The following is a 19998-nucleotide window of genomic DNA, read 5'->3' as shown; positions in this document are numbered from 1 at the left end:
ACCATATTAACACTAACACACTCTTTTACAAAATGAATTCAAAAAAAAGATAACCATATCATGCAAGTCTCCAATATATAAATAAATTGGAGGAAAAGACATATGAAAAAATGGTTATGGATGGGTATCGTTGTCATTATCGTTATATTAGGAACATTATTCGCGATTTCTTTTAATAATACGAGTAAACAGATAAATGAATTCGTTTCCTTTAGAGATTATATAGATAATGAATATACGCCATTATTCAAAACTATAAATACACACCTTGATCAGTCAGCAGAAAAAATTGGAGACCAAGATTTTTCTACCTGGTATCTAGTCGAAAATGGTTTGGGAGAAAATCAGGAAATTCAGAAAGAATTAGAAAATATTGAAGATAAAATTATTAATAAAGATGTTAAATATGCCGATACCTTGGATTATAAGAAAAACATCTTAAATCAAATTAAAATATTAGAAGATTGCATAGAAACCCTAAATATACATTCTACTGCTTATACTCTAGAAGAAATTCAAATACTAGATTATTCTTTAAGTGAAGATATTAAAAATCTGAGGTCAAATATTGATGAAACGCATAAAATTCTAGATAAGTATTATGATTAAATCATGAATTTTGCAACAGAGAAGCCCTTCTTTAGAAGGGCTTCTCTGTTAACATCCATAAAGCAAGTAATATCCAATAGGAATTTACAACTAGATTTTCAGGAGGAATATTTATGTTAATTTTTTTGACAATAGTTATTTTATGGTTTATGTTTTTTTACCTACCTAATAGAAACAAATCATCTTCAAGTAGCAACAATCAGGACTTTGGACTTTCTGCGTATAAATTGCAAATGACACCATTCCAATATCTAGGATACACTAGTGATTTTAGTTCATCATCGTTATCTTATAAGGGGATAGGCATGCACACTGCTGAAATTGATAGAATCTATAAACAAGATGACGCAATTGCCACTCAGATATATTTTTCTAATCTTGGCTTCCACTCTTTTTTTAAAGGGGATATCGAGTGGCTAATTGAATATAATCTTGATTACAATGACTATCGTCAGCGTTTTATTATTAAGAACGGTATGTTAAATCAAACTCAATTTGATTCCTTAGATAGCAATTTCAATACTATCTCTGAATATGAACAAATAGATTTGTACACGACTTGGGTTTACATACATGATCTCTTAGATTCTAATATTCCGAAAAACGTTCTAGGGAATATCTTTAGTAGTACAATTGTGCTAAACAATCTGATTAAGAAAAATTATCTACAAGTTGAGATGAATAGTAATATTATTACATATACCTTTGTTAATGATAACCAAGTGAACCTTACTCGATATCTAATTGATTTATATGAAGAAATATCAAAAAACTATGAGTTAACCTTAAATCGTTATTATAAAATTAAAGAAACTGAACAAATGCATAATGCTAAAACAAAAAATGATAATGTACAAATTCTACATAAAATCGACAAATTATTATTGACTGCTGAAGAAGGAACTAATCAAAACGAATCTTTAGTCGCCTACCAAAAAGCACAAAAATTAATGAAAAAATATAATATTACATATACCGATGTTGAAGAATATCGAGCCAATGTAGCTTAAACTCTAAAGTTAAGATAAGGACCATCGAAATAAGCCCTTCCCCTTCAGAGAGAAAGGCTTATTTCGATGGTCCTTATTCCATGAATCCTGGTGTCTTAGTTCTAGAGAATCTGGAATAGTTGCATGGTCTGTACTTACCTTGTTTACAAACAGATATAATCTAATATCTTCTTCACTATCAATATCAATTAGAGAACTCCAACCTTATATACAACAATGATTGCCAATCAAAAGAACTATCAAATTCCTTATAATATTTACAAATCCGTATTCCTTAGCCATCACCAATCTTCTTCGTCTTCATCCAAGTCGTCTTTTCCCTTTTCAAATCTTTTAATCATATAATCTAAGAAATTGTCAGCTTCAGTAAACCCATATCCTTCCTGGTTATCCCACAAAATCACTGGACATTCTCCATTATTCATTTTGTTAGTATCAATGCAATAGGCGAATTCATCAACATCTTCTATGACGATGATTCCTTTAGTTAAATTATAGTACTTTTGATGATTTTTAGTGGTATCTACTACTACTGCTGGACCTGAAAAACCATATCCAATTATTCGTACACCATAAAGACCACCATATCCATAATTTCTTAAAAACCATTTGTAACTTTCAGGGAGTGAAACTTTTAATTCATTTTCGATTTCTTCAATTTTTTTTTCACTTACCCCACCTGTAAAATCATTATCCTCTCCATATTTCTTTATGAGTTCTGTACTGTTGAATAATTCATTTTTAGCACCTTCTAATCTTGAGTTTCGTATTGTTTTGCTATCCCTTTCTAATACTTCATGCGGAATGCATCATATTAATGCTCTCAAGAGTCTATAGCTCTCTCCATTATATTTCCATCCTAGTATTACTTTAGTATATCCCTTATACATACTCTCAGGTATCTCTAACACAGCACTATATGCATATCCACAAAAAAAGCCCCACAAGATGATCATCATCCTGCAGGGCTCTATTTTAGTTTTCGTCTATTTCATTACGTTTTTTCTTGAATAGTTTTGATAATACTTCGTAAACGATTGGAACGATAAGCAATGTTAATAGCGTTGAACTTGCTAATCCACCAATTACTGTAATACCAAGACCTTTTGATATTAAACCACCGCCGCCTGAGCCAAATGCTAATGGCATTAATGCTCCGATGGTTGCAATGGCCGTCATCAGGATTGGACGGAGTCGTGTTGCGCCAGCTTCTAGAATGGCTTCACGCATACTCATACCATCACGTTCCATATGAATGATCCGGTCTACAAGTACGATGGCATTTGTTACAACGATACCAATTAACATGAGAAGTCCCATCATGACCGATACCGAGATCGTTTCACCAGCGATTAATAAACCTACAAACGAACCAATGACCGTAAACGGTAAGGAGAACAGGATAGCAAATGGTGCGACACCCTCACGGAATGTGACAACAAGGATGAAGTACACGATTGCGATTGCTGCGATCATGGCTAAACCAAGTTGGGTAAATGTTTCTGACATATCCGCTGCTACACCGGCTACACCGATTGTCACGCCTTTTGGTAAGTCTAATTTATCAATGTCTTCATCTATTTCAGAAGTAGCCTTTGAAATATCTTTATCTGTGATGGTTCCTGAAACAGTGGCGTAGTATTCACCTTTACTACGGGCCAATGTATTCAACGTGGTTCCTTCTTTAACCGTGACCAATTCAGAAAGTTTCATCGTCGTACCTGTTGCGGTTGGTACTTTTTTATCTAACATATCATCAATTGATTTTGGCTGTTCGTCTTGATCTTGCTGAACGATGACTTCTACTGACTCACCGTCTTTTTCAATGGTTGTTAATACTTCTTCTTGGGTAGAAGGGCTTAACATCCCAATGATTTGGGCTGTAGTTAATCCATACTTCAATAATTCATCTTGCTCTACTTTGAATGTATATTCAACATAAGCATCCTCTGTACTAGAAGAAACGTCCTTTAAGCCGTTATTTTTCTTCATAACGCCTTCTACTGTTTTTACAGCGTCATTTAATTTACCTAAATCTTCACTGTAGAACGTGTAGCTGACTTCATCACTCGCCACAGACATAGACGAGAAGTTCTGGCTCTTCCATTCGCCTGATTGACCAATATTGAAGACATATTCTTCAATCTCTTCCCGTACTTCCGGGAAGTTTTTCATGTCTGGGTCAAAGATCAGGTACATGAGGGCACCGCTTCCGCCCCCGCCCATCATTGCAGCCATGGAGTCGCCATCCTCTGTTACGGATAACTGAACAATATCAATCTCGTCACGTTTCAGTAACTTCTTTTCCACCACTTCAAGGTTCGCTAATGTTTCTTCTTTAAGCTCCCCTGGTTCTGGTGTGTAGGTTAAGTACATCACTTTTTCTTCTTCGCTACCTAAGAAACTAAAACCGATTAATGGCGTTAAGGCCAAACTGCCGGCTAATAGAACCACAGATATGATGGAAGTGATCACTTTATGATTCAATGTCCATCTAAGAACACGTTTGTATCCCTTAGCTAATTTGCCAAGCTCTTTATGATTACTCTCGGTCTTCTCACCATATAATTTTTTCTTAAATAAGAAGTGAGATAATGCCGGTACAATCGTTATGGCAACGACTAACGAAGCCAAAAGGGCAAATGTCATGGTTAATGCAAATGGCGTGAACAGTTCGCCTACCATACCGCCAACGAAGATAAGCGGAGCGAATACCGCAACCGTTACTAATGTTGATGACATGATTGGCTTGAACATTTCGATTGTCGCTTCTCGCACCAATGCACGACCCGTTAATTTTTCATCTTTTAAATGCATGCGTCGGTAAATATTTTCAACAACAACGATCGAGTCATCGATTACCCGTCCGATGGCCACCGTAATCGCACCCAATGTCATGATATTTAATGTGATTCCCAACCCATTTAAGATTAGGAAGGCCATAAAGATCGAAACAGGAATCGAAATGATCGAAATGATCGTCGATTTAATGTCCCTTAGGAATAAAAGGATGATTAATATCGCAATTAGACCGCCGAATAGCGCTTTTTCTATCATCGTCGATACGGATTCCTCAATTGGTTCCCCTTGGTCAAGACTGACATCGACAACAAGGCCATCAATCTTTTTCTCTTCTTCTTTAATTAGATCTTTCACATCGTTAACCACGTCAACTGTGTTTGCTTCCTGCCCTTTGACAATTTGAATGGCAATCGCATTTTCACCGTTCGTACGTGATACGGATTCTTCTTTCCCAACTAGCTCAACTTTAGCAATATCGCTAAGTTTCACAAAAGGTGCTGGATTGCTAGCTGATGGTGTTACAGGAATAAGCATTCCCTTCAATTCTTTAGCTGTCATGAACTTACCGTCTACTGAAACGGCCTGTTCCCCTTCTTCGAATTCGTAAAGGCCTAATGATACAGCTAAATCACTTGCCTGAATCATTTCCTTTACCTTATCTTCCGTAAGGTCCAGTTTAGCCATTTTTGCTTCGTCATATGTTAATTCAACTTCTTCTATATGCTGGCCAGTGGTAGTGGCCGAAGCAACCCCGTCAATTTTCTCGATTTTTGGAAGTAAACTATCTTCCACGGTTGACGTTAATTCAACAATATCCTCTTTTGTACTGCTTACACTCAATGCCATAACAGGCATCATGTTTAAGCTGATGGCTGTAATCGTCGGCTCTTCCGCTTTCTCCGGTAACTTTACTCCGTCAATTGCCGATTCAAGAGCACGCTTCGCCTCATCCATATCGATCCCATATTCATATTCCACTTGAATATTGGACATATTGGAATACGAATTGGAATAAACGGCTTTCACGTCCTCAAGCCCTTCAACCGCTTCCTCTAATGGTATCGAGACCTCATCCATCACTTTCTCTGGAGTAGCACCAGGATATACACCCATCACCGTTAAATAGGGAATTGTAATATCCGGGATTGTCTCCGTTTTCATTTGCGTACCCGAATAAATACCAGATATCGTAATAATAATTGTAAGGAGCCACACTGCTAGTTTATTCCTTAGAACAAAATTGACTAAACCTCTCACCTTTACACCTACCCTTAATTGACTTATCAAACATATTTACTTATACTAATGACTAATTAGTCATTTGTCAACAATATGACCTAGGAGCGAATGGAATGATTAAAAGGGAACTCATAATGGAAACGGCCATCGAACTCTTTGCAAAACAAGGGTTTAACGCTACCTCCGTACAGCAAATCACCGATCACTGTGGCATTTCAAAGGGTGCCTTTTATTTATCTTTTAAATCCAAAGATGAATTGATTATAGCGCTGGTCGATTATTTTATGATACAGCTCGTCTCAGATATTGACCACGTAGTCAAAAACACAGCAAATGAAGACCTTTTATATGAATTTTTCTATACCTCATTTAAATCTTATCTGAACCATACAGACTTCGCTAAGATTATTTTTAAAGAACAAGCACAATCATTAAATGAAGAACTCATAACACGAATTCAACACTATGAAAGAATCAATGAAACGAGTATCCTCTCATTGGTTGAACGACTATATGGGGACGATATCATTCAAACAAAATATGATTTAACCTATTGTATAAAAGGATTCTTACAACAGTATGCTGTTTTATTTTTATTCTATAATATACCGTTGGATTTAGTCCGACTCTCGCAATCTCTTGTGGAAAAAACGAATATACTGGCAAGGCATTCAACCATTCCTTTTATTTCACAAGAATTGACGGAAATAATCAGTCCTGTCATGTGCGAAGAAATGACAAAGGAACAGCTACTCGATCTTATGGATAATAAGATTGAGGAAATCGAAGAGTCCATTGAAAAAGAATCCTTACTCCTGCTCAAGGAGCAACTGATTGAACAAACTTTCGGACCGGCCATCATAAAAGGATTGCTCGAGAACCTTCACGCTCATCCACATTGCAAGTACCTAGCTTATTTACTACGCCAATATTATAATTTTTAACTCTAAAGAAGGGGAGAACGCTTTGAATTAAGCTTTCTGCCTTTTTTCTATGCACTTACTCTTTATATTCACCCTTAGGTACAATTATTAACACCCTCCATTTATTTTATCATGTGTTTCTAACTTTCTTTCATTTGAATGTTCTCATTCTTGTCTTTTTTTCAACAATTGCTTGGACAGCTTTCCAACAAGTCCGATTTATGACTTTTTTTAAAACAACTCACCATTTGGGCTCCCCTTCATAATCTGTATCAGGAAGATTTTGAGGGAGATGGATTATGGGATGGGATTGACGGCTCTCCATTGGATTTATGTTTTATTCATCGTGTTGATCATCGGGTTTATGGTAAAGCGTCGGGATACCACCCTCATTTGCATCGTTGGCATCTTCATTTTGGCGCTCGTCTCTACAGGCAGTTTGGCTTCCTCCATCAGTGGCGTATTCAATAGTTTCGCTTTCGCCATTACCGAGTTAATGTCGACCATTTTAATCATTTCCATCATTGTTGCCATGAGTACAGTCTTAACGAGATCAGGTATCAATGATGTCATGATTGCACCTTTTGCTAGATTCATTAAAAACCCCACACTCGCTTTTTGGGTGATTGGAATCGTCATGATGGGCATCTCCTGGTTTTTCTGGCCATCTCCTGCCGTCGCTTTGCTTGGTGCCGTGCTGCTACCGGTCGCATTGCGGGCCGGATTGCCTGCACTAGGCGTAGCGATGGCGATGAATTTATTTGGCCACGGCATTGCGCTTTCGGGTGATTTCGTCATTCAAGCGGCACCAAAACTCACGGCTGATGCGGCTTCGATTCCGGTCGGTGACGTCATTTCAGCCAGCATCCCGCTCGTCATCACAATGGGCGTCGTGACTACGGTTTCTGCGTTCATCTTCTTGAAGCGGGATATGCGGCTTGGTCGCATTCAGCCTACCGTACAAGAAGCAATCGACGAAGACCAGGATGGGATGAATGAAGAGTTACTTACGATGGGACAGAAGAGGTTTTTTGCGATATTCATCCCATTGGCCTTTTTACTGGATGTCGTCGCTCTTTGGCTTCTGAAATTACAAGGCGGCGAAGCAACAGCATTGGTTGGCGGAACCGCCGTTTTTATCTTGCTGATCTTATCTCTCGTGGCCCATGGCCATCCTGGCCTTGAAAAATCAACGAGCTACTTGATTCAAGGGTTCCAATTTGGCTTCAAGGTTTTCGGTCCGGTCATCCCGATTGCCGCTTTCTTCTATTTAGGCGATTCCGGCTTCACTAAAATCATCGGGGACTACTTACCGAAAGCCTCTCTCGGCATCGTCAACGATTTGGGTGCAGCACTCGCCGCCTCGGTTCCATTGACGAAAGAGATAGCTGCCGTCACACTGACAGGCATCGGTGCGATTACCGGCTTGGATGGTTCCGGGTTTTCAGGTATTTCCCTGACCGGTTCGGTCGCAAATCTATTCGGGACGGCGATTGGAAGCGGTACTGCGACGTTGACTGCCCTCGGCCAAATCACGGCAATCTGGGTCGGTGGCGGTACCTTGATTCCATGGGCACTTATCCCAGCGGCGGCCATTTGTAACGTCAGTCCCTTTGAACTCGCCCGCCGAAACTTGCTTCCGGTATGCATCGGTTTATTCGTGACGACGATCGTAGCGATGTTTTTGATTTGATCCATATAACTAAGCCAGTGCGCATCCATTTAATGCACACTGGCTTTTTTGAATAACAAAACATCATTGACAATTATAGGAAATTACGATAGTTTAATTATAGACCGAACGTTCAGTTTATCATTGGAGGCTTATCTGACATGAAACAACAAAGTACCCCCTCTCCCACTAAGCTTAAGATAGCTAAAGAAGCAGAAAAATTGTTTGCCCAAAAGGGATACGCCGCTACGTCAATGGAAGACATCACAAACGTCTCCGAAAGCAGTAAAGGGAGCATTTATTATCATTTCAAAAGCAAGGAAAAACTTTTCTTGTACATCGTCGAGAATAACGCCGACGAGTGGAAGCGCGCCTGGAACATCAAGCAAAAGAACTACCGCACGAGTGTAGAGAAATTATATGCATTGGCAGACCATTATCTTGAAGATCTGCAAAGTCCATTAATTAAAGCCGCTGAGGAATTTGGCGGAAGTGAAACGGCTGACCCTGAGATTTTTGCGCATATTTTAGAAATTTATCGCAGTCAGTATTATGACACGTATGAAGCCGTCATTGACCAGGGAATTAAAGAAGGGGCGTTCATCGAAGATAATCCCAAAGACCTTATGTACATTCTCTTTGGCATGCATGCCGGATTACATGCCACCTATTACGAGATGGAATTTCCTGAAATCAGGAGACTATATCACAAAAGCGTGGACGTCTTTTTAAAAGGCATTTCGAAACACTAGAGGAACAAACATCCCTTTCTTATCCTTTTCCCAAGAAAGGATGTTCCTCGATTATTTAACGATAGTCCTGTAGAACGATTTTTTTTAGGAATTTATTAAACCGAACGGTCAGATTAATTAAGAAGGAGCTGCCTGTGGATGAACCAATTATTGAAAAATAAGGTTTTCTGGATCATGTTGAGTTCGGATATGCTTGATCAAATCAGCATATGGATTCGAAATATGGCCGTTTTGTTTTACATTATCGAAAAAACGAATCAGGATCCGGTCGCGATATCCCTTATCACTGTCATCGAGTACGCCCCCATCTTCTTATTTTCCTTTATAGGCGGAACCTTTGCCGACCGTTGGAATCCAAAGAAGACGATCATTAGCGGCGGGCTGCTCAGCATCGTTTCGATTCTGATCATTTTAGGTTTCATCTCATTCGGGATGTGGGAAGCCGTTTTCTTTGCCACATTCGTCTCAGCAATCGTCTCTCAATTTTCACAACCTTCTTCCGCGAAAATTTTCAAACGGCACATCCCTGAAGATCAAGTCGGTTCGGCGATAGGCATCGTGCAAAGCCTTGGTTCCCTGTTCTTGATTCTGGGACCCATCATCGGTACGGCCGTCTATTCGAATTTTGGCATTTCGGTTTCCCTTTCCTTGTTAATTCTTACATTTGGATTATCCACGGTCATCACGCTCTTTTTACCGAAGGATGCCAAAAAGGAAAAACAGGCTGACTCGACGATCGTTACAGAAATTAAACAAGGCTTTCACTATGTACTCCATAATCACAATTTGAAAAGAATCGCCCTGACCTTTTGTTTCTTGGGTCTTGGAGCAGGCCTGGTACAACCGCTCGAGGTTTTTCTGATCACGGATAGGCTACAATTGCCAAAAGAAGCCCTTCAATGGTTATCCGCTGCAGCAGGGGCTGGTTTACTGATTGGGGGAATCATCGCGGCCACTTTAGTTAATCGTCTTCATGTGAGGGTGACGTTTGTTGGTACGTTTTTATTGTTAGCCCTTTCCACCGTTATCGAAGTACTGTCCACTTCCTTTATTTTAACGGCATCGATGAGATTCATCACCGCCTTCATGATGGCGTTCATGCAAATACTCTTAAGCACCATGATGATTAAACTTGTGGAAGAAAAATTCATCGGTAGAACAAATGGCATCATCACGCCCATCTTCATTCTATTTCTCTTAATTGGAACGGCTTCGTCCGGTCCATTGCTGAAAATAACTTCGCTATTCACGGTTTTTAGTTTATCCGCTATCACCGTTGCTCTGGCAGCTATCCCGGCTTTGGGCATGTCGGTCGCATCACATACTGAAAATAAAGAGGAAAGAATCAAAACTTTGTAAGGTTAAGAAAAAAACATCCCCGCTAAAAACGGGGATGCAAGTGGTTTACGCCTTCGTCAATGTTTCTTTAATGCTACTGTACACTTCTTGCCAAAGCTGTTCGTTTTGGGCATAAGATTCCCCGATTTTCTTAAAAAGCTCCTTTTGTGCCGCTTCAAAATGTTCGTCTTCCTTAGCTGGCAAATCCTTGCGCAATTCCATTACGAACTCCTGTACTTTAGGTGCTCGAGGGCCCCAAACAGCTTTTTCCTTCCCTTGATTATCGATGAAAATAAAGATGGGAATCGATCGTGCCGTTCCATTCGTTAAATACTGATCCATCAGCTCAAGGTTTTGATCCCGCAGAATCATCCGCGTATCGATATTCGCTGCCTGTGCGATGTTCAAAAGGATCGGGATATTCATCATCGCGTCGCCACACCAATCTTCTGTAATGACAATCGCTCTCAGCTCTTTCCCTTTTACTTCTTCGAAAAATGCACGGTCTTCTTCCGAAATGGAAAAACGCTCGTATACGGATTGCAAGCCTTCCTTATTCACTTTCATCGACTCCACAAATTCCTTTGCAGGTATCCCCTTTTCAAACCATTCATGTAATGTCGTCATGTTCCCACTCCTAACTAATTTTAATTAAAAATACCATAAACCGGTTTATTTTTCAGCCCATTGATTCGGGAGAAACGAATCATATATCTAAATTAATATATTAAAAAAATGTTTTCATTTTAGAAAACAAGGGAAATTTATTATTAGCTAACTAAATAACCAGTACTTTTCATTAATACAAATGTTTGTAACTTAGGAGATGGATTTTGTGGAAGGTTTTCTCTATGCACTTATCCCCGCATTAACGTGGGGAAGCTTGGTACTTGTTTCCGAAAAACTCGGGGGCAACTCATATAACCAAACACTCGGTATCACCATCGGCTCTTTATTGTTTGCCATCGTGATGTCGGTCATCAATCCCCCCGAATGGACGAGCCTCATCTGGATTGTCGGAATCATTTCAGGGATTGGCTGGGCGTTCGGTCAACTTTTTCAGTTCAACAGTGTCAAGGAAATGGGCGTTTCCAAAACCGTTCCCATTTCAACCGGATTGCAAATACTAGGAAATACATTTTTTGCGGTTATCGTCTTTAAGGAGTGGAACACCACTTCGACGATCATCCTTGGCGTGATTGCTATCATTTTCTTGATTGCGGGTGTATTGCTGACAAGCTATGAAGGTAGTAAAGGGAAAAATGAAGGCAGCATGAAAAAAGGAATCCTTTACTTGATCGTCTCCACTCTTGGTTTTGTCACCTATGTCATCGTCGTCAGATGGTTTGACATTGACGGGTGGTCGACTATCTTGCCACAAGCGATCGGAATGTTTATTGCAGCTTTCCTTCTATCCATTAAACATAAACCATTCAACAAATATGCCGGACGCAACATCTTAACTGGGATCATGTGGGCGACCGGGAATATCGGTCTCCTTCTCGCTAATCCAAAAGTGGGCGTTGCCATTGCCTTTTCATTCTCGCAAATGGGTATCGTCATTTCCACTTTAGGCGGCATCTTCCTATTAGGAGAGAAAAAATCAAAGAAACAAATGACCTATGTCATCATCGGTTGTATCTTAGTCATCGCCGGTGGCGTCATGATTGGATTCACAAAAGAATAAATAAGGGAGAGGATATAGTATGTATACAGATTTAGAGAACAAGGTAGTCGTAATCACAGGGGCCGCAACAGGATTAGGTAAAGCAATGGCGGAACGCTTCGGAAAGGAAAAAGCACGAGTTGTCTTAAATTATCATTCGGAAGAGAACGACTATAAAGAAATCATTCAAACGATTGAAGCTTCAGGCGGGAAGGCCGCAGCCATTCAAGGCGATGTTACAAAAGAAGAAGATGTGAAGAAATTAATTCAGTTTGCAGTGGATACATTCGGTACCATCGACATCATGGTCAACAATGCCGGCATTGAAAATGAAGTGCCAAGCGAAAAACTGACGCTAGAAGATTGGCAAAAGGTCATCGACGTCAACCTTACCGGCATGTTTTTAGCAAGTCGGGATGCAATCAGTTATATGTTAGAACATGATATTAAAGGAAACATCATCAATATGTCTTCGGTTCATGACAGAATTCCATGGCCACATTTTGTTCACTATGCAGCAAGTAAAGGTGGCGTCAAAATGATGACCGAAACACTTGCCCTTGAATATGCGCCAAAAGGAATCCGCGTGAATAACATTTCCCCTGGAGCGATCGATACACCGATTAACGCCGAGAAATTCAATGATCCAAAGGCGACACAAGAAGTCATCGACCTGATTCCGATGGGCTATATCGGAAAACCGGAACAAATCGCTGCATGTGCGGTTTGGCTCGCATCCGAGGAATCCAGCTACGTCACCGGCTTGACACTATATGCGGATGGCGGCATGACCAAATACCCTGGATTCGAAGCTGGGAAAGGTTGATTATAGGGATTACCGACACGGCGTTCTTACGCCGTGTTTTTTTCATGCATGGCTTTTCATATACTCCACCGTCTCGATCACCCCTTCACGATAAGAAGTCCGAGGCACCGGTCCAATCAGCTTTTCGTATTTTTCCCCGTTCAACACAACCGGTTCTTCATTCAAATAATACATCTCGACCGCTTCACGCATCTGGGAGTTGAAGATCCCCAAGAATTGAATCATCTTCTTTGAAATGGTGGATACTCCTTTTTGATAATCCGTTATGTCGCGAATGATCTTGATTAGTTCTTTTCCAGTAATCACATCATGACCGGGTATATTCCAGTTCTGACCGTACGCTTCTTCGTTAAGGGACAATTCAACGATGGCTTTTGCTCCGTCCGGGGTGTATATGAATTCCCTGGCAATGCTTTGGTCGCCCACATAACTGGCCTTCTTATTTTTAATGACATTATTAAGCGTATAATGCAGTAAAGAACTTTCCGCATTGGGACCATAGAAATCAGGAAAGTGAACAATGATTGCAGGAATGTTTGATTCCTTAATCAGGTTTTCGACATTCAGGCGGATGCTTCCTTTTTTCGTGTGGGGATGTTTAACCTTCATTTCAGTCACGCTTTTCCCTGAACTGCGTCCATAGGCATAAATATTGTCGACAAAGGCAAGTTTCGCTTCATTCTTTTTTGCCACTTCCATAATATTGGACATCATGACCACTAACTTCTCATCCCATTCTGAATAGGGAATGTTCGCTGATTGGAATATGACGTCAACACCTTGGGCTGCTCTTTCTAAATCCTCCACTTGAAATAGATCTCCCGTATGGATCGTCACATTCGAATCATTTCCGAAAAGTTTTTCCAGCTTACTGCGGGTGCGTGCAAAGGCCGTCACCGAGATCCCCCTGTTTGATAATTCCTTGACGATTGAATACCCCATTCCTCCTGAAGCTCCTACTACCAATGCTTTTTTCATAATGGACGCCCTCCCTTTTATTTAACCACTGGTCAATACGTGGTAAAAAAAATCAGCTAATTGATTTTGTTAAAAATTTCACGTGCAACACAGCTAGATTCTTTACTTCCTCATACGTCGTGACATGACGGCAATAATGCGTGACAAAACCATGCAAGGATAAAAAGATGCTGTAAATATGCTGGATGGAAACTTTGTTCTCACATAAAGTGAAAATAATCTGGGCGAATTTTTCATAGGTTTTGTGTGGCCCTTGATTGATGAAGTTCTGTACTTCTTCGTCCTTGATCAAAAACATGATTTCATAATGGCTTTGATGGGTCAGCCCGAATTCAATGAAGCCCAAAAGAATGTTCTCTAGCTTTTCCCCATTTGGGATGGCTTGGTGCATCACATCATCCAGTTTTTGATCGAGCATGGCGAAATGTTCTTCCACTAACGCGTAAAACAACTCCGCTTTATTCTTGAAATGATAGTAAAGAGCGCCATGGCTGTACCCTAGTTCTTTCGCAATCTGCCTCATGGAAACATGCTGATACCCTTTCGCCACAAAGAGATTCCGTGCTGCGTCCATTATCATTTCCCGTGTTAATTCCTGTGTAACGGATTTTCTTGGTGACATGATATCCTCCTTGTTGACCACTGGTTAATTAAAAGTATAATTCATATTTTTACCATTGTCAATAAGTACCAATTAAAAGAGAGAGCCGAGGATTAAGCTCTCCCTAAGTTTTCCACATATCAATTACAACTTGGATAGACCGTGACGATCTTATCAAATAATGGATTCGATTCGGATGTAATGTCCATTTCGCTAAAAACTTCTTGGTAATGTTCTACCCATTCCACAGAACCGGTAGGTATATGGGTATCATCTTTAAGAAAATTCACAAGGACCAGCCACGTTGGAATCCCCATTTTCTCATTCAATATATATAAAAAAGCCAAACGATTCGCCAACTGATAATAACGGTTCAGCCAGACTTCCATAGGGGCCCGGGAACCCATGGCCTCCATTGTTTCCTTCATGGTACTCTCTATCAGGAATCTACTGTCCAGATCCTTTGCCCGTATCGATGAAGCCATTTCTTTCAAATGGGCCTTCGCTTCCACTAGCAAAAACCCTTTTTGACCATCTTTCCCTGCCACCGTGGCATATCCATCCCATTGCGGACCCATCCTTGGCCAATATTTCTCCAGCTCGATTCGTCTGCCCCGCCTCACACTTTCAAGCTCCAAAAATTCATTTCTGTATTCTTGGTAACCCGTTTCCCGCAATGGGGACTTCCACTGGATGGACCGCTCTTTATCAAGGAAAGTCAGCAAGGAAGGCGAACTCATCAAAATAAGATGGTTCAATTCCCCTTGCCTGTTATTTACGAATTGCTGAATCCAATGTTTACTCCCTTTTTCAGCCTGAACCTTCTCAAGCCTAAGCCTAGTCTCAGTATCCTTTACCAACTGCAGTAAAAACTGCTCTAACAGCTCGTCCTCAAGATAAAACAAATCGATATAAGAAAAAGGCTCCTCGGCTTGATAAGAATCCCGTTTGAACAAATTTCCTTGCCCAAAGCCCCCATTCTGTTTCGAGTACTCCGATTCTATCCAATCCAACAATTGAAGGAATCTCATATCCGGCTGACTTTCCCATAATTCCTTAACCAGAGAATTAATGCTAAAAATCCTCTCCACTTTTCTCAATCGAATCACCTTCTTTGTATGTATATTTCTTCTCTTCATCTTATATTCAAGCGTCCAACATTACAATAAATTACATATATCAGTCAATTTCTCATTTTATCGGTCAAGTTGGAAGGTTTATCGGTCAAATGGCCGCTTTTATCGGTCAACTCCCTCACTATATCGGTCAAACAAAAAAAGCTATGCACGAAGCATAACTTTTTCCGACACTCTAGATTACGCAGATACATCCTCTTTCGCCTTCACGTCTAAGGGAACCCGCTTATCCATTTTCAGTAGGTAGTAACAGGCTACAACGATTGCTAGGAAAATGATGCCCACAATCAAGGAGAGTCGCGTACTCGGGTTAAACCACATGCCGACCAATACCAATAGTAAGAAGGCAATCGTTGCATAGTTGGTATACGGGGCAAAAGGCATTTTGAATGGATGGTTTTTCATTTCCTCAGCTCGTACCTTCCTGAACCTAAGCTCACTAATAAGAATCACGAACCATGGAATCATCCCGGGCAGCACACTTGCACTGTACACATACAGGAATATTTCCGGTGGAGCCAGGTAGTTCAGGACAACACCAATGGCCAAGCCCAACATGACAGCGATTGTACAATAGGCCGGCACTCCGCTTTTCGATATTTTTGCAAAGATCTTTGGCGCTTGCCCGTTCAAGGCAAGGGTATAAAGCATGCGCCCTGCACTGAAAATCCCACTATTGCATCCTGACATCGCCGCCGTGATCACGACAAAGTTGATGATGCCCGCGGCTGCGGTAATGCCTATTTTTGCAAAGGTCGATACAAACGGGCTTCCAAGTTCATCTAATTGATTCCAAGGAAATACCGTGACGATGACAAAAATCGCGCCGATATAGAAGATTAATATACGCCAAATGATCGTTTGGATTGCTTTAGTAATGGTACTCTTCGGATCCTTTGCTTCACCAGCAGTGATCCCGATAAGTTCAACGCCTTGATAAGATGCCACAACAAGAGAAAGGGCAAAGAAGAAACCTTTCCATCCCCCCGTAAAGAAACCGCCGTTAGCCCATAGATTGGAAAGGCCGATTGCCTCCCCACCATTCCCTATCCCGAAAAAGATAAGACCTAGACCGGCAATGATCATCAAGATGATGGTAACGATCTTGATCAGTGCAAACCAGAATTCGAATTCACCGAAGGATTTGACGGAAATGAGGTTAGCGGCGCCAAGGATGACCATGGCCACCACTCCCGGAATCCAAGCTGGCAGTTCAGGGAACCAAAAGTTCATATATAATCCTACGGCAATGATTTCAGACATGCCGACCAACACCCATAGGAACCAGTTGCTCCAAGCAGTTACAAATCCTGCCAATGGATGGATATAATCACTCGCAAACGTTGCGAATGAGCCCGTAGTAGGCTCCAGGTACAGCATTTCCCCCATCGAACGCATGATAAAAAAGATAAAAAGTCCCGCGATGGCATACGCCAGCATGACAGAGGGGCCGGTCCACTTAATTGTGCTGGCAGATCCCATAAATAACCCAACACCGATCGTACCGCCCAAGGCAATCATCTGAATATGACGTGCCTCTAGCCCTCTAGTTAATTCTTTATTTGACATGATAACTCCCCCAGATGTACAAGCATAAAATGACGATTCTCTAATCCTTATTTAAGATAAGTAATTTAATAGATTTACAATGCTTCCTAAAGAACTCTACTCACAAAAGCATTTCCTTATCTTATAATAATAAATATTCCGTAGAAATACAAATGTACTTTTAGGAAAAACACTTTTGGCCGTCTAGAAGCAATGGATAGGAGGACATGATTGGTAATGGTTCTCTCCCTATACGTGTGAAGAAATCCTATGTACTATTGAAAGTAAGTATCGACGTTAATGAGAGGAGGAAAGACAATGAAATTAATAGGAGAAAGAATCTATCTCCGCTATTTAAAAGAATCGGATGCACCTATCCTTTTAGAAAATACAAAGGATGAGGAGATACGGTATATGACAGGAACAAAATCTATATTCACTTTAGAGCAGCTTCAATGTCATATAAAGAATGTACGTGAAGATCCATCACGCCATGATCTAGCCATTTGCTTAAACGAAAGCGATCGGATGATCGGGGAATTATCCATCTCTGATATGGACGAAGAGGACAAAAAGGCAGGATTTAGAATTTCGATGAATGCCATTGAATTAACGGGCAAAGGGTATGGTACAGAAGCTATCCGACTTGTTTTAGCATTTGTTTTTGAAGAATTGGCTTTAAATCGTCTGCAACTGGAAGTATTCAGCCATAATTTACGTGGAATTAGAGCCTATGAAAAAGTTGGCTTTATCAAAGAGGGGATTTTACGAGAGTCTTTATATTTCAACGGAAAATATTCGGACGAGATCATCATGGCCATTCTTAAAAGGGACTATGAAAAAATGTTCTTATCAAACTGATTCGGGGTTCGCATCGTTTTTGGGCATCAAACTGGTCATATAGATTCACCCCCCACCACATTTACAATATATCCCTTTGACCCAAAATCAAAATAGTGATAGAATTCCATTATTATTTTAAAAGAATAAATGAGTTGCCAAAAAGAATTTCATCTTTCACAGCGATCATTTATTGACAACCACATACTAAGCAAGCGATGAATGCTATGGATCACACTATAGCAGGAGCAGCTTCTGGAGAGACTGTACACACGTGCAGCGCCGAAGGATTCACAATCTCAGGCAAAAGGACAGAAGAGTAACGAATATTTGTTATTCTTTAACCTTTCGAGATTGGTAGCTTCCAATCTCTTTTTTTATTGTCTTTTTTCAATCATCACTAAAAAAACGAAGTGAAATCGCTACTAAACTGGACAGATTCATTGCCCTGGTGATCGATTGGAATCAACGGACCATGTACTTCACATTCAAGAATTATAACAACGGGGGCGCACAAATTGGCTAAACAAGAATTGAAAAGGGATTTGAAAAATCGACATGTACAACTCATCGCCATAGGAGGAACCATCGGGACCGGGTTATTTTTGGGATCCGGAAAAGCCATACAGTTGGCGGGACCCTCCATTATCTTTTCGTATCTGATTATCGGGATTGCCTTGTTTTTCGTCATGAGGGCTTTAGGGGAATTGCTGTTGTCCAACGCGGGATATTCCTCATTCACCGAATTCGCCACGGAATACATCGGACCGTGGGCTGGTTTCGTGACTGGCTGGACCTACTGGTTCTGTTGGATCATGACGGCCATGGCCGATATCATCGCTGTCGGGGTCTATATGCAATATTGGTTCGACATTCCGCAATGGATCCCTGCACTTGCCTGCTTGGTGATTCTACTAGGATTGAATTTGTTGACCGTGAAGCTATTCGGAGAATTGGAGTTCTGGTTCTCCCTCATTAAAGTCATCACGATCGTCGCCTTGATCGTTGTGGGAATTGTCTTACTCATCATTGGCTTCCAAACCGATACAGGAACCGTTTCCCTCAACAACCTTTGGAGTCATGGGGGCATGTTCCCGAACGGCGCATCCGGCTTTTTGCTTTCCCTACAGCTAGTCGTCTTCTCCTTTGTTGGTGTCGAAATCATTGGAGTGACAGCGGCCGAAACCGCCAATCCGAAAAAAAACATCCCGTCAGCGATCAATAAGATCCCTGTCCGGATATTGCTTTTCTATATCGGTGCCATCACCGTCATCCTTTGCGTCAATCCATGGACACAGCTCGATGCCGCGAGCAGCCCATTCGTGGAGGTCTTCGCCTTGATCGGGATTCCGGTTGCTGCAGGGATTATCAATTTCGTCGTGTTGACATCAGCCGCTTCTGCCGGAAACAGTGGATTGTTTTCAACAAGCCGCATGCTTTATACCTTGAGCAACAATAACGAAGCACCTGCAAAACTTAAGAAATTAAATAAACGTGCTGTTCCGAGCAATGCATTGGTTACGTCTACCATCGTTGTCTCCATTGGGGCATTATTAAGTAAAATCATACCGGAGCAAGCTTTCACCATCGTGACAACGATTAGTGCAATCTGCTTCCTATGGGTCTGGAGCATCATCTTGATTTCCCATATCCGGTATACGAAAAAACGTCCGGACTTAAGGGCTACGTCCACTTTCAGGGCTCCCTTAACACCTTTCATCAACTATGTAATCTTAGGGCTGTTTATCTTCATCTTGATCGTCATGCTGTTTGCTGAGGCGACCAGGCCGTCATTATTGCTGACACCGCTTTGGTTCATTCTTTTAGTTGTCATATATAACTATCGAAAAAAATGAACGAGGAATTTTGGGATACGGAAGTCTACCTTCCTATCCCATTTTCCTGTGATTAAATGAGAGAGTAAAATGAAGCGTGACGAATATTTTTTTCTGCCACACTATTAATTTTTTTATCGAATTAGTGTAAGGTACTAGGTATTACGGAAACATTTTTTTAGAAAAACATCATAATCTGTGAAACATATTTAGAATGGAGGGG

General features: G+C 40.8%; 17 protein-coding genes and 1 riboswitch. Of the genes, 10 read left to right on the top strand and 7 right to left on the bottom strand.

Features of this window, described 5'->3' with window-relative positions; translation table 11 throughout:
* Positions 1-102: 102 nt before the first annotated feature.
* A complete protein-coding gene (locus ACIQXQ_RS17020) occupies positions 103-609 on the top strand; it encodes a hypothetical protein (RefSeq protein ID WP_402959062.1) in 507 nt (168 codons plus the stop codon).
* A gap of 113 nt (positions 610-722) precedes the next feature.
* On the top strand, positions 723-1619 hold the full coding sequence (locus ACIQXQ_RS17015) for a DUF2786 domain-containing protein (protein WP_402959060.1): 897 nt from the start codon (positions 723-725) through the stop codon (positions 1617-1619).
* A 281-nt stretch (positions 1620-1900) separates the two neighbouring features.
* On the opposite strand, the gene ACIQXQ_RS17010 is transcribed toward ACIQXQ_RS17015, so the two are convergent.
* Together ACIQXQ_RS17010 and ACIQXQ_RS17005 are read right to left on the bottom strand one after the other, a co-directional pair.
* Entirely contained in the window at positions 1901-2278 is a 378-nt protein-coding gene (locus ACIQXQ_RS17010) for an SMI1/KNR4 family protein (RefSeq protein ID WP_402959070.1), read from the bottom strand.
* A gap of 316 nt (positions 2279-2594) precedes the next feature.
* Positions 2595-5678 carry an efflux RND transporter permease subunit gene (locus tag ACIQXQ_RS17005; RefSeq protein ID WP_402959058.1) on the bottom strand — a complete coding sequence of 1028 codons (3084 nt, stop codon included), beginning with the start codon at positions 5676-5678 and terminating at the stop codon, positions 2595-2597.
* 95 nt (positions 5679-5773) lie between these two features.
* Here ACIQXQ_RS17005 and ACIQXQ_RS17000 point away from each other — a divergent pair, with 95 nt between their 5' ends.
* From ACIQXQ_RS17000 to ACIQXQ_RS16985, 4 genes are all read left to right on the top strand, one after another.
* Positions 5774-6604: a TetR/AcrR family transcriptional regulator gene (locus ACIQXQ_RS17000; protein WP_402959056.1), complete on the top strand. Its 831-nt coding sequence runs from the start codon at positions 5774-5776 to the stop codon at positions 6602-6604.
* Positions 6605-6875: 271 nt separating this feature from the next.
* A complete protein-coding gene (locus tag ACIQXQ_RS16995) occupies positions 6876-8276 on the top strand; it encodes a hypothetical protein (RefSeq protein ID WP_402959054.1) in 1401 nt (466 codons plus the stop codon).
* A 140-nt stretch (positions 8277-8416) separates the two neighbouring features.
* A complete protein-coding gene (locus ACIQXQ_RS16990) occupies positions 8417-9007 on the top strand; it encodes a TetR/AcrR family transcriptional regulator (RefSeq protein WP_402959052.1) in 591 nt (196 codons plus the stop codon).
* Positions 9008-9145: 138 nt separating this feature from the next.
* Complete coding sequence (locus tag ACIQXQ_RS16985) at positions 9146-10366, top strand: MFS transporter (protein ID WP_402959050.1); 1221 nt, start codon at positions 9146-9148, stop codon at positions 10364-10366.
* Between the two features lie 45 nt (positions 10367-10411).
* Here ACIQXQ_RS16985 and ACIQXQ_RS16980 read toward each other — a convergent pair whose 3' ends face one another.
* Complete coding sequence (locus tag ACIQXQ_RS16980) at positions 10412-10972, bottom strand: thioredoxin family protein (protein WP_402871568.1); 561 nt, start codon at positions 10970-10972, stop codon at positions 10412-10414.
* A 208-nt stretch (positions 10973-11180) separates the two neighbouring features.
* On the opposite strand from ACIQXQ_RS16980, the gene ACIQXQ_RS16975 reads away from it, so the two are divergent.
* Together ACIQXQ_RS16975 and ACIQXQ_RS16970 are read left to right on the top strand one after the other, a co-directional pair.
* Positions 11181-12032, top strand: coding sequence for a GRP family sugar transporter (locus ACIQXQ_RS16975; protein WP_402959048.1), 852 nt, complete (start codon positions 11181-11183; stop codon positions 12030-12032).
* A gap of 19 nt (positions 12033-12051) precedes the next feature.
* Positions 12052-12837, top strand: a complete 786-nt coding sequence (locus tag ACIQXQ_RS16970; RefSeq protein WP_402871574.1) for a glucose-1-dehydrogenase — start codon at positions 12052-12054, stop codon at positions 12835-12837.
* Between the two features lie 42 nt (positions 12838-12879).
* Here ACIQXQ_RS16970 and ACIQXQ_RS16965 read toward each other — a convergent pair whose 3' ends face one another.
* The 4 genes from ACIQXQ_RS16965 to ACIQXQ_RS16950 form a co-directional block, all read right to left on the bottom strand.
* Positions 12880-13815, bottom strand: coding sequence for an SDR family NAD(P)-dependent oxidoreductase (locus tag ACIQXQ_RS16965; RefSeq protein WP_402959046.1), 936 nt, complete (start codon positions 13813-13815; stop codon positions 12880-12882).
* Positions 13816-13867: 52 nt separating this feature from the next.
* Positions 13868-14437, bottom strand: coding sequence for a TetR/AcrR family transcriptional regulator (locus ACIQXQ_RS16960; protein ID WP_402959044.1), 570 nt, complete (start codon positions 14435-14437; stop codon positions 13868-13870).
* Positions 14438-14556: 119 nt separating this feature from the next.
* A complete protein-coding gene (locus ACIQXQ_RS16955; protein ID WP_402959042.1) occupies positions 14557-15516 on the bottom strand; it encodes a hypothetical protein in 960 nt (319 codons plus the stop codon).
* Between the two features lie 216 nt (positions 15517-15732).
* Positions 15733-17121 (bottom strand): amino acid permease, encoded by a 1389-nt coding sequence (locus ACIQXQ_RS16950; protein ID WP_402959039.1) that lies wholly within the window; start codon positions 17119-17121, stop codon positions 15733-15735.
* Between the two features lie 297 nt (positions 17122-17418).
* On the opposite strand from ACIQXQ_RS16950, the gene ACIQXQ_RS16945 reads away from it, so the two are divergent.
* Positions 17419-17961 carry a GNAT family N-acetyltransferase gene (locus tag ACIQXQ_RS16945; protein ID WP_402959036.1) on the top strand — a complete coding sequence of 181 codons (543 nt, stop codon included), beginning with the start codon at positions 17419-17421 and terminating at the stop codon, positions 17959-17961.
* Between the two features lie 224 nt (positions 17962-18185).
* A riboswitch (glycine riboswitch) is annotated at positions 18186-18265 on the top strand.
* A 193-nt stretch (positions 18266-18458) separates the two neighbouring features.
* Positions 18459-19796, top strand: a complete 1338-nt coding sequence (locus ACIQXQ_RS16940) for an amino acid permease (protein ID WP_402959034.1) — start codon at positions 18459-18461, stop codon at positions 19794-19796.
* The last annotated feature ends 202 nt before the right edge of the window (positions 19797-19998 follow it).

Source organism: Peribacillus sp. NPDC097198 (genome assembly GCF_044762055.1).
Classification (GTDB): Bacteria; Bacillota; Bacilli; order Bacillales; family DSM-1321; genus Peribacillus.
The sequence above is the reverse complement of the archived record's forward strand: the minus strand, read 5'-3'. Positions and strand labels throughout refer to the sequence as shown.

What these genes read in the sequence shown, in the direction of transcription:
- ACIQXQ_RS17020 (WP_402959062.1), top strand. Translation starts at nt 103, where the DNA reads ATGAAAAAATGGTTATGGATGGGTATCGTTGTCATTATCGTTATATTA.
- ACIQXQ_RS17015 (WP_402959060.1), top strand. Translation starts at nt 723, where the DNA reads ATGTTAATTTTTTTGACAATAGTTATTTTATGGTTTATGTTTTTTTAC.
- ACIQXQ_RS17000 (WP_402959056.1), top strand. Translation starts at nt 5,774, where the DNA reads ATGATTAAAAGGGAACTCATAATGGAAACGGCCATCGAACTCTTTGCA.
- ACIQXQ_RS16995 (WP_402959054.1), top strand. Translation starts at nt 6,876, where the DNA reads ATGGATTATGGGATGGGATTGACGGCTCTCCATTGGATTTATGTTTTA.
- ACIQXQ_RS16990 (WP_402959052.1), top strand. Translation starts at nt 8,417, where the DNA reads ATGAAACAACAAAGTACCCCCTCTCCCACTAAGCTTAAGATAGCTAAA.
- ACIQXQ_RS16985 (WP_402959050.1), top strand. Translation starts at nt 9,146, where the DNA reads ATGAACCAATTATTGAAAAATAAGGTTTTCTGGATCATGTTGAGTTCG.
- ACIQXQ_RS16980 (WP_402871568.1), bottom strand. Translation starts at nt 10,972, where the DNA reads ATGACGACATTACATGAATGGTTTGAAAAGGGGATACCTGCAAAGGAA.
- ACIQXQ_RS16970 (WP_402871574.1), top strand. Translation starts at nt 12,052, where the DNA reads ATGTATACAGATTTAGAGAACAAGGTAGTCGTAATCACAGGGGCCGCA.
- ACIQXQ_RS16965 (WP_402959046.1), bottom strand. Translation starts at nt 13,815, where the DNA reads ATGAAAAAAGCATTGGTAGTAGGAGCTTCAGGAGGAATGGGGTATTCA.
- ACIQXQ_RS16960 (WP_402959044.1), bottom strand. Translation starts at nt 14,437, where the DNA reads ATGTCACCAAGAAAATCCGTTACACAGGAATTAACACGGGAAATGATA.
- ACIQXQ_RS16950 (WP_402959039.1), bottom strand. Translation starts at nt 17,121, where the DNA reads ATGTCAAATAAAGAATTAACTAGAGGGCTAGAGGCACGTCATATTCAG.
- ACIQXQ_RS16945 (WP_402959036.1), top strand. Translation starts at nt 17,419, where the DNA reads ATGAAATTAATAGGAGAAAGAATCTATCTCCGCTATTTAAAAGAATCG.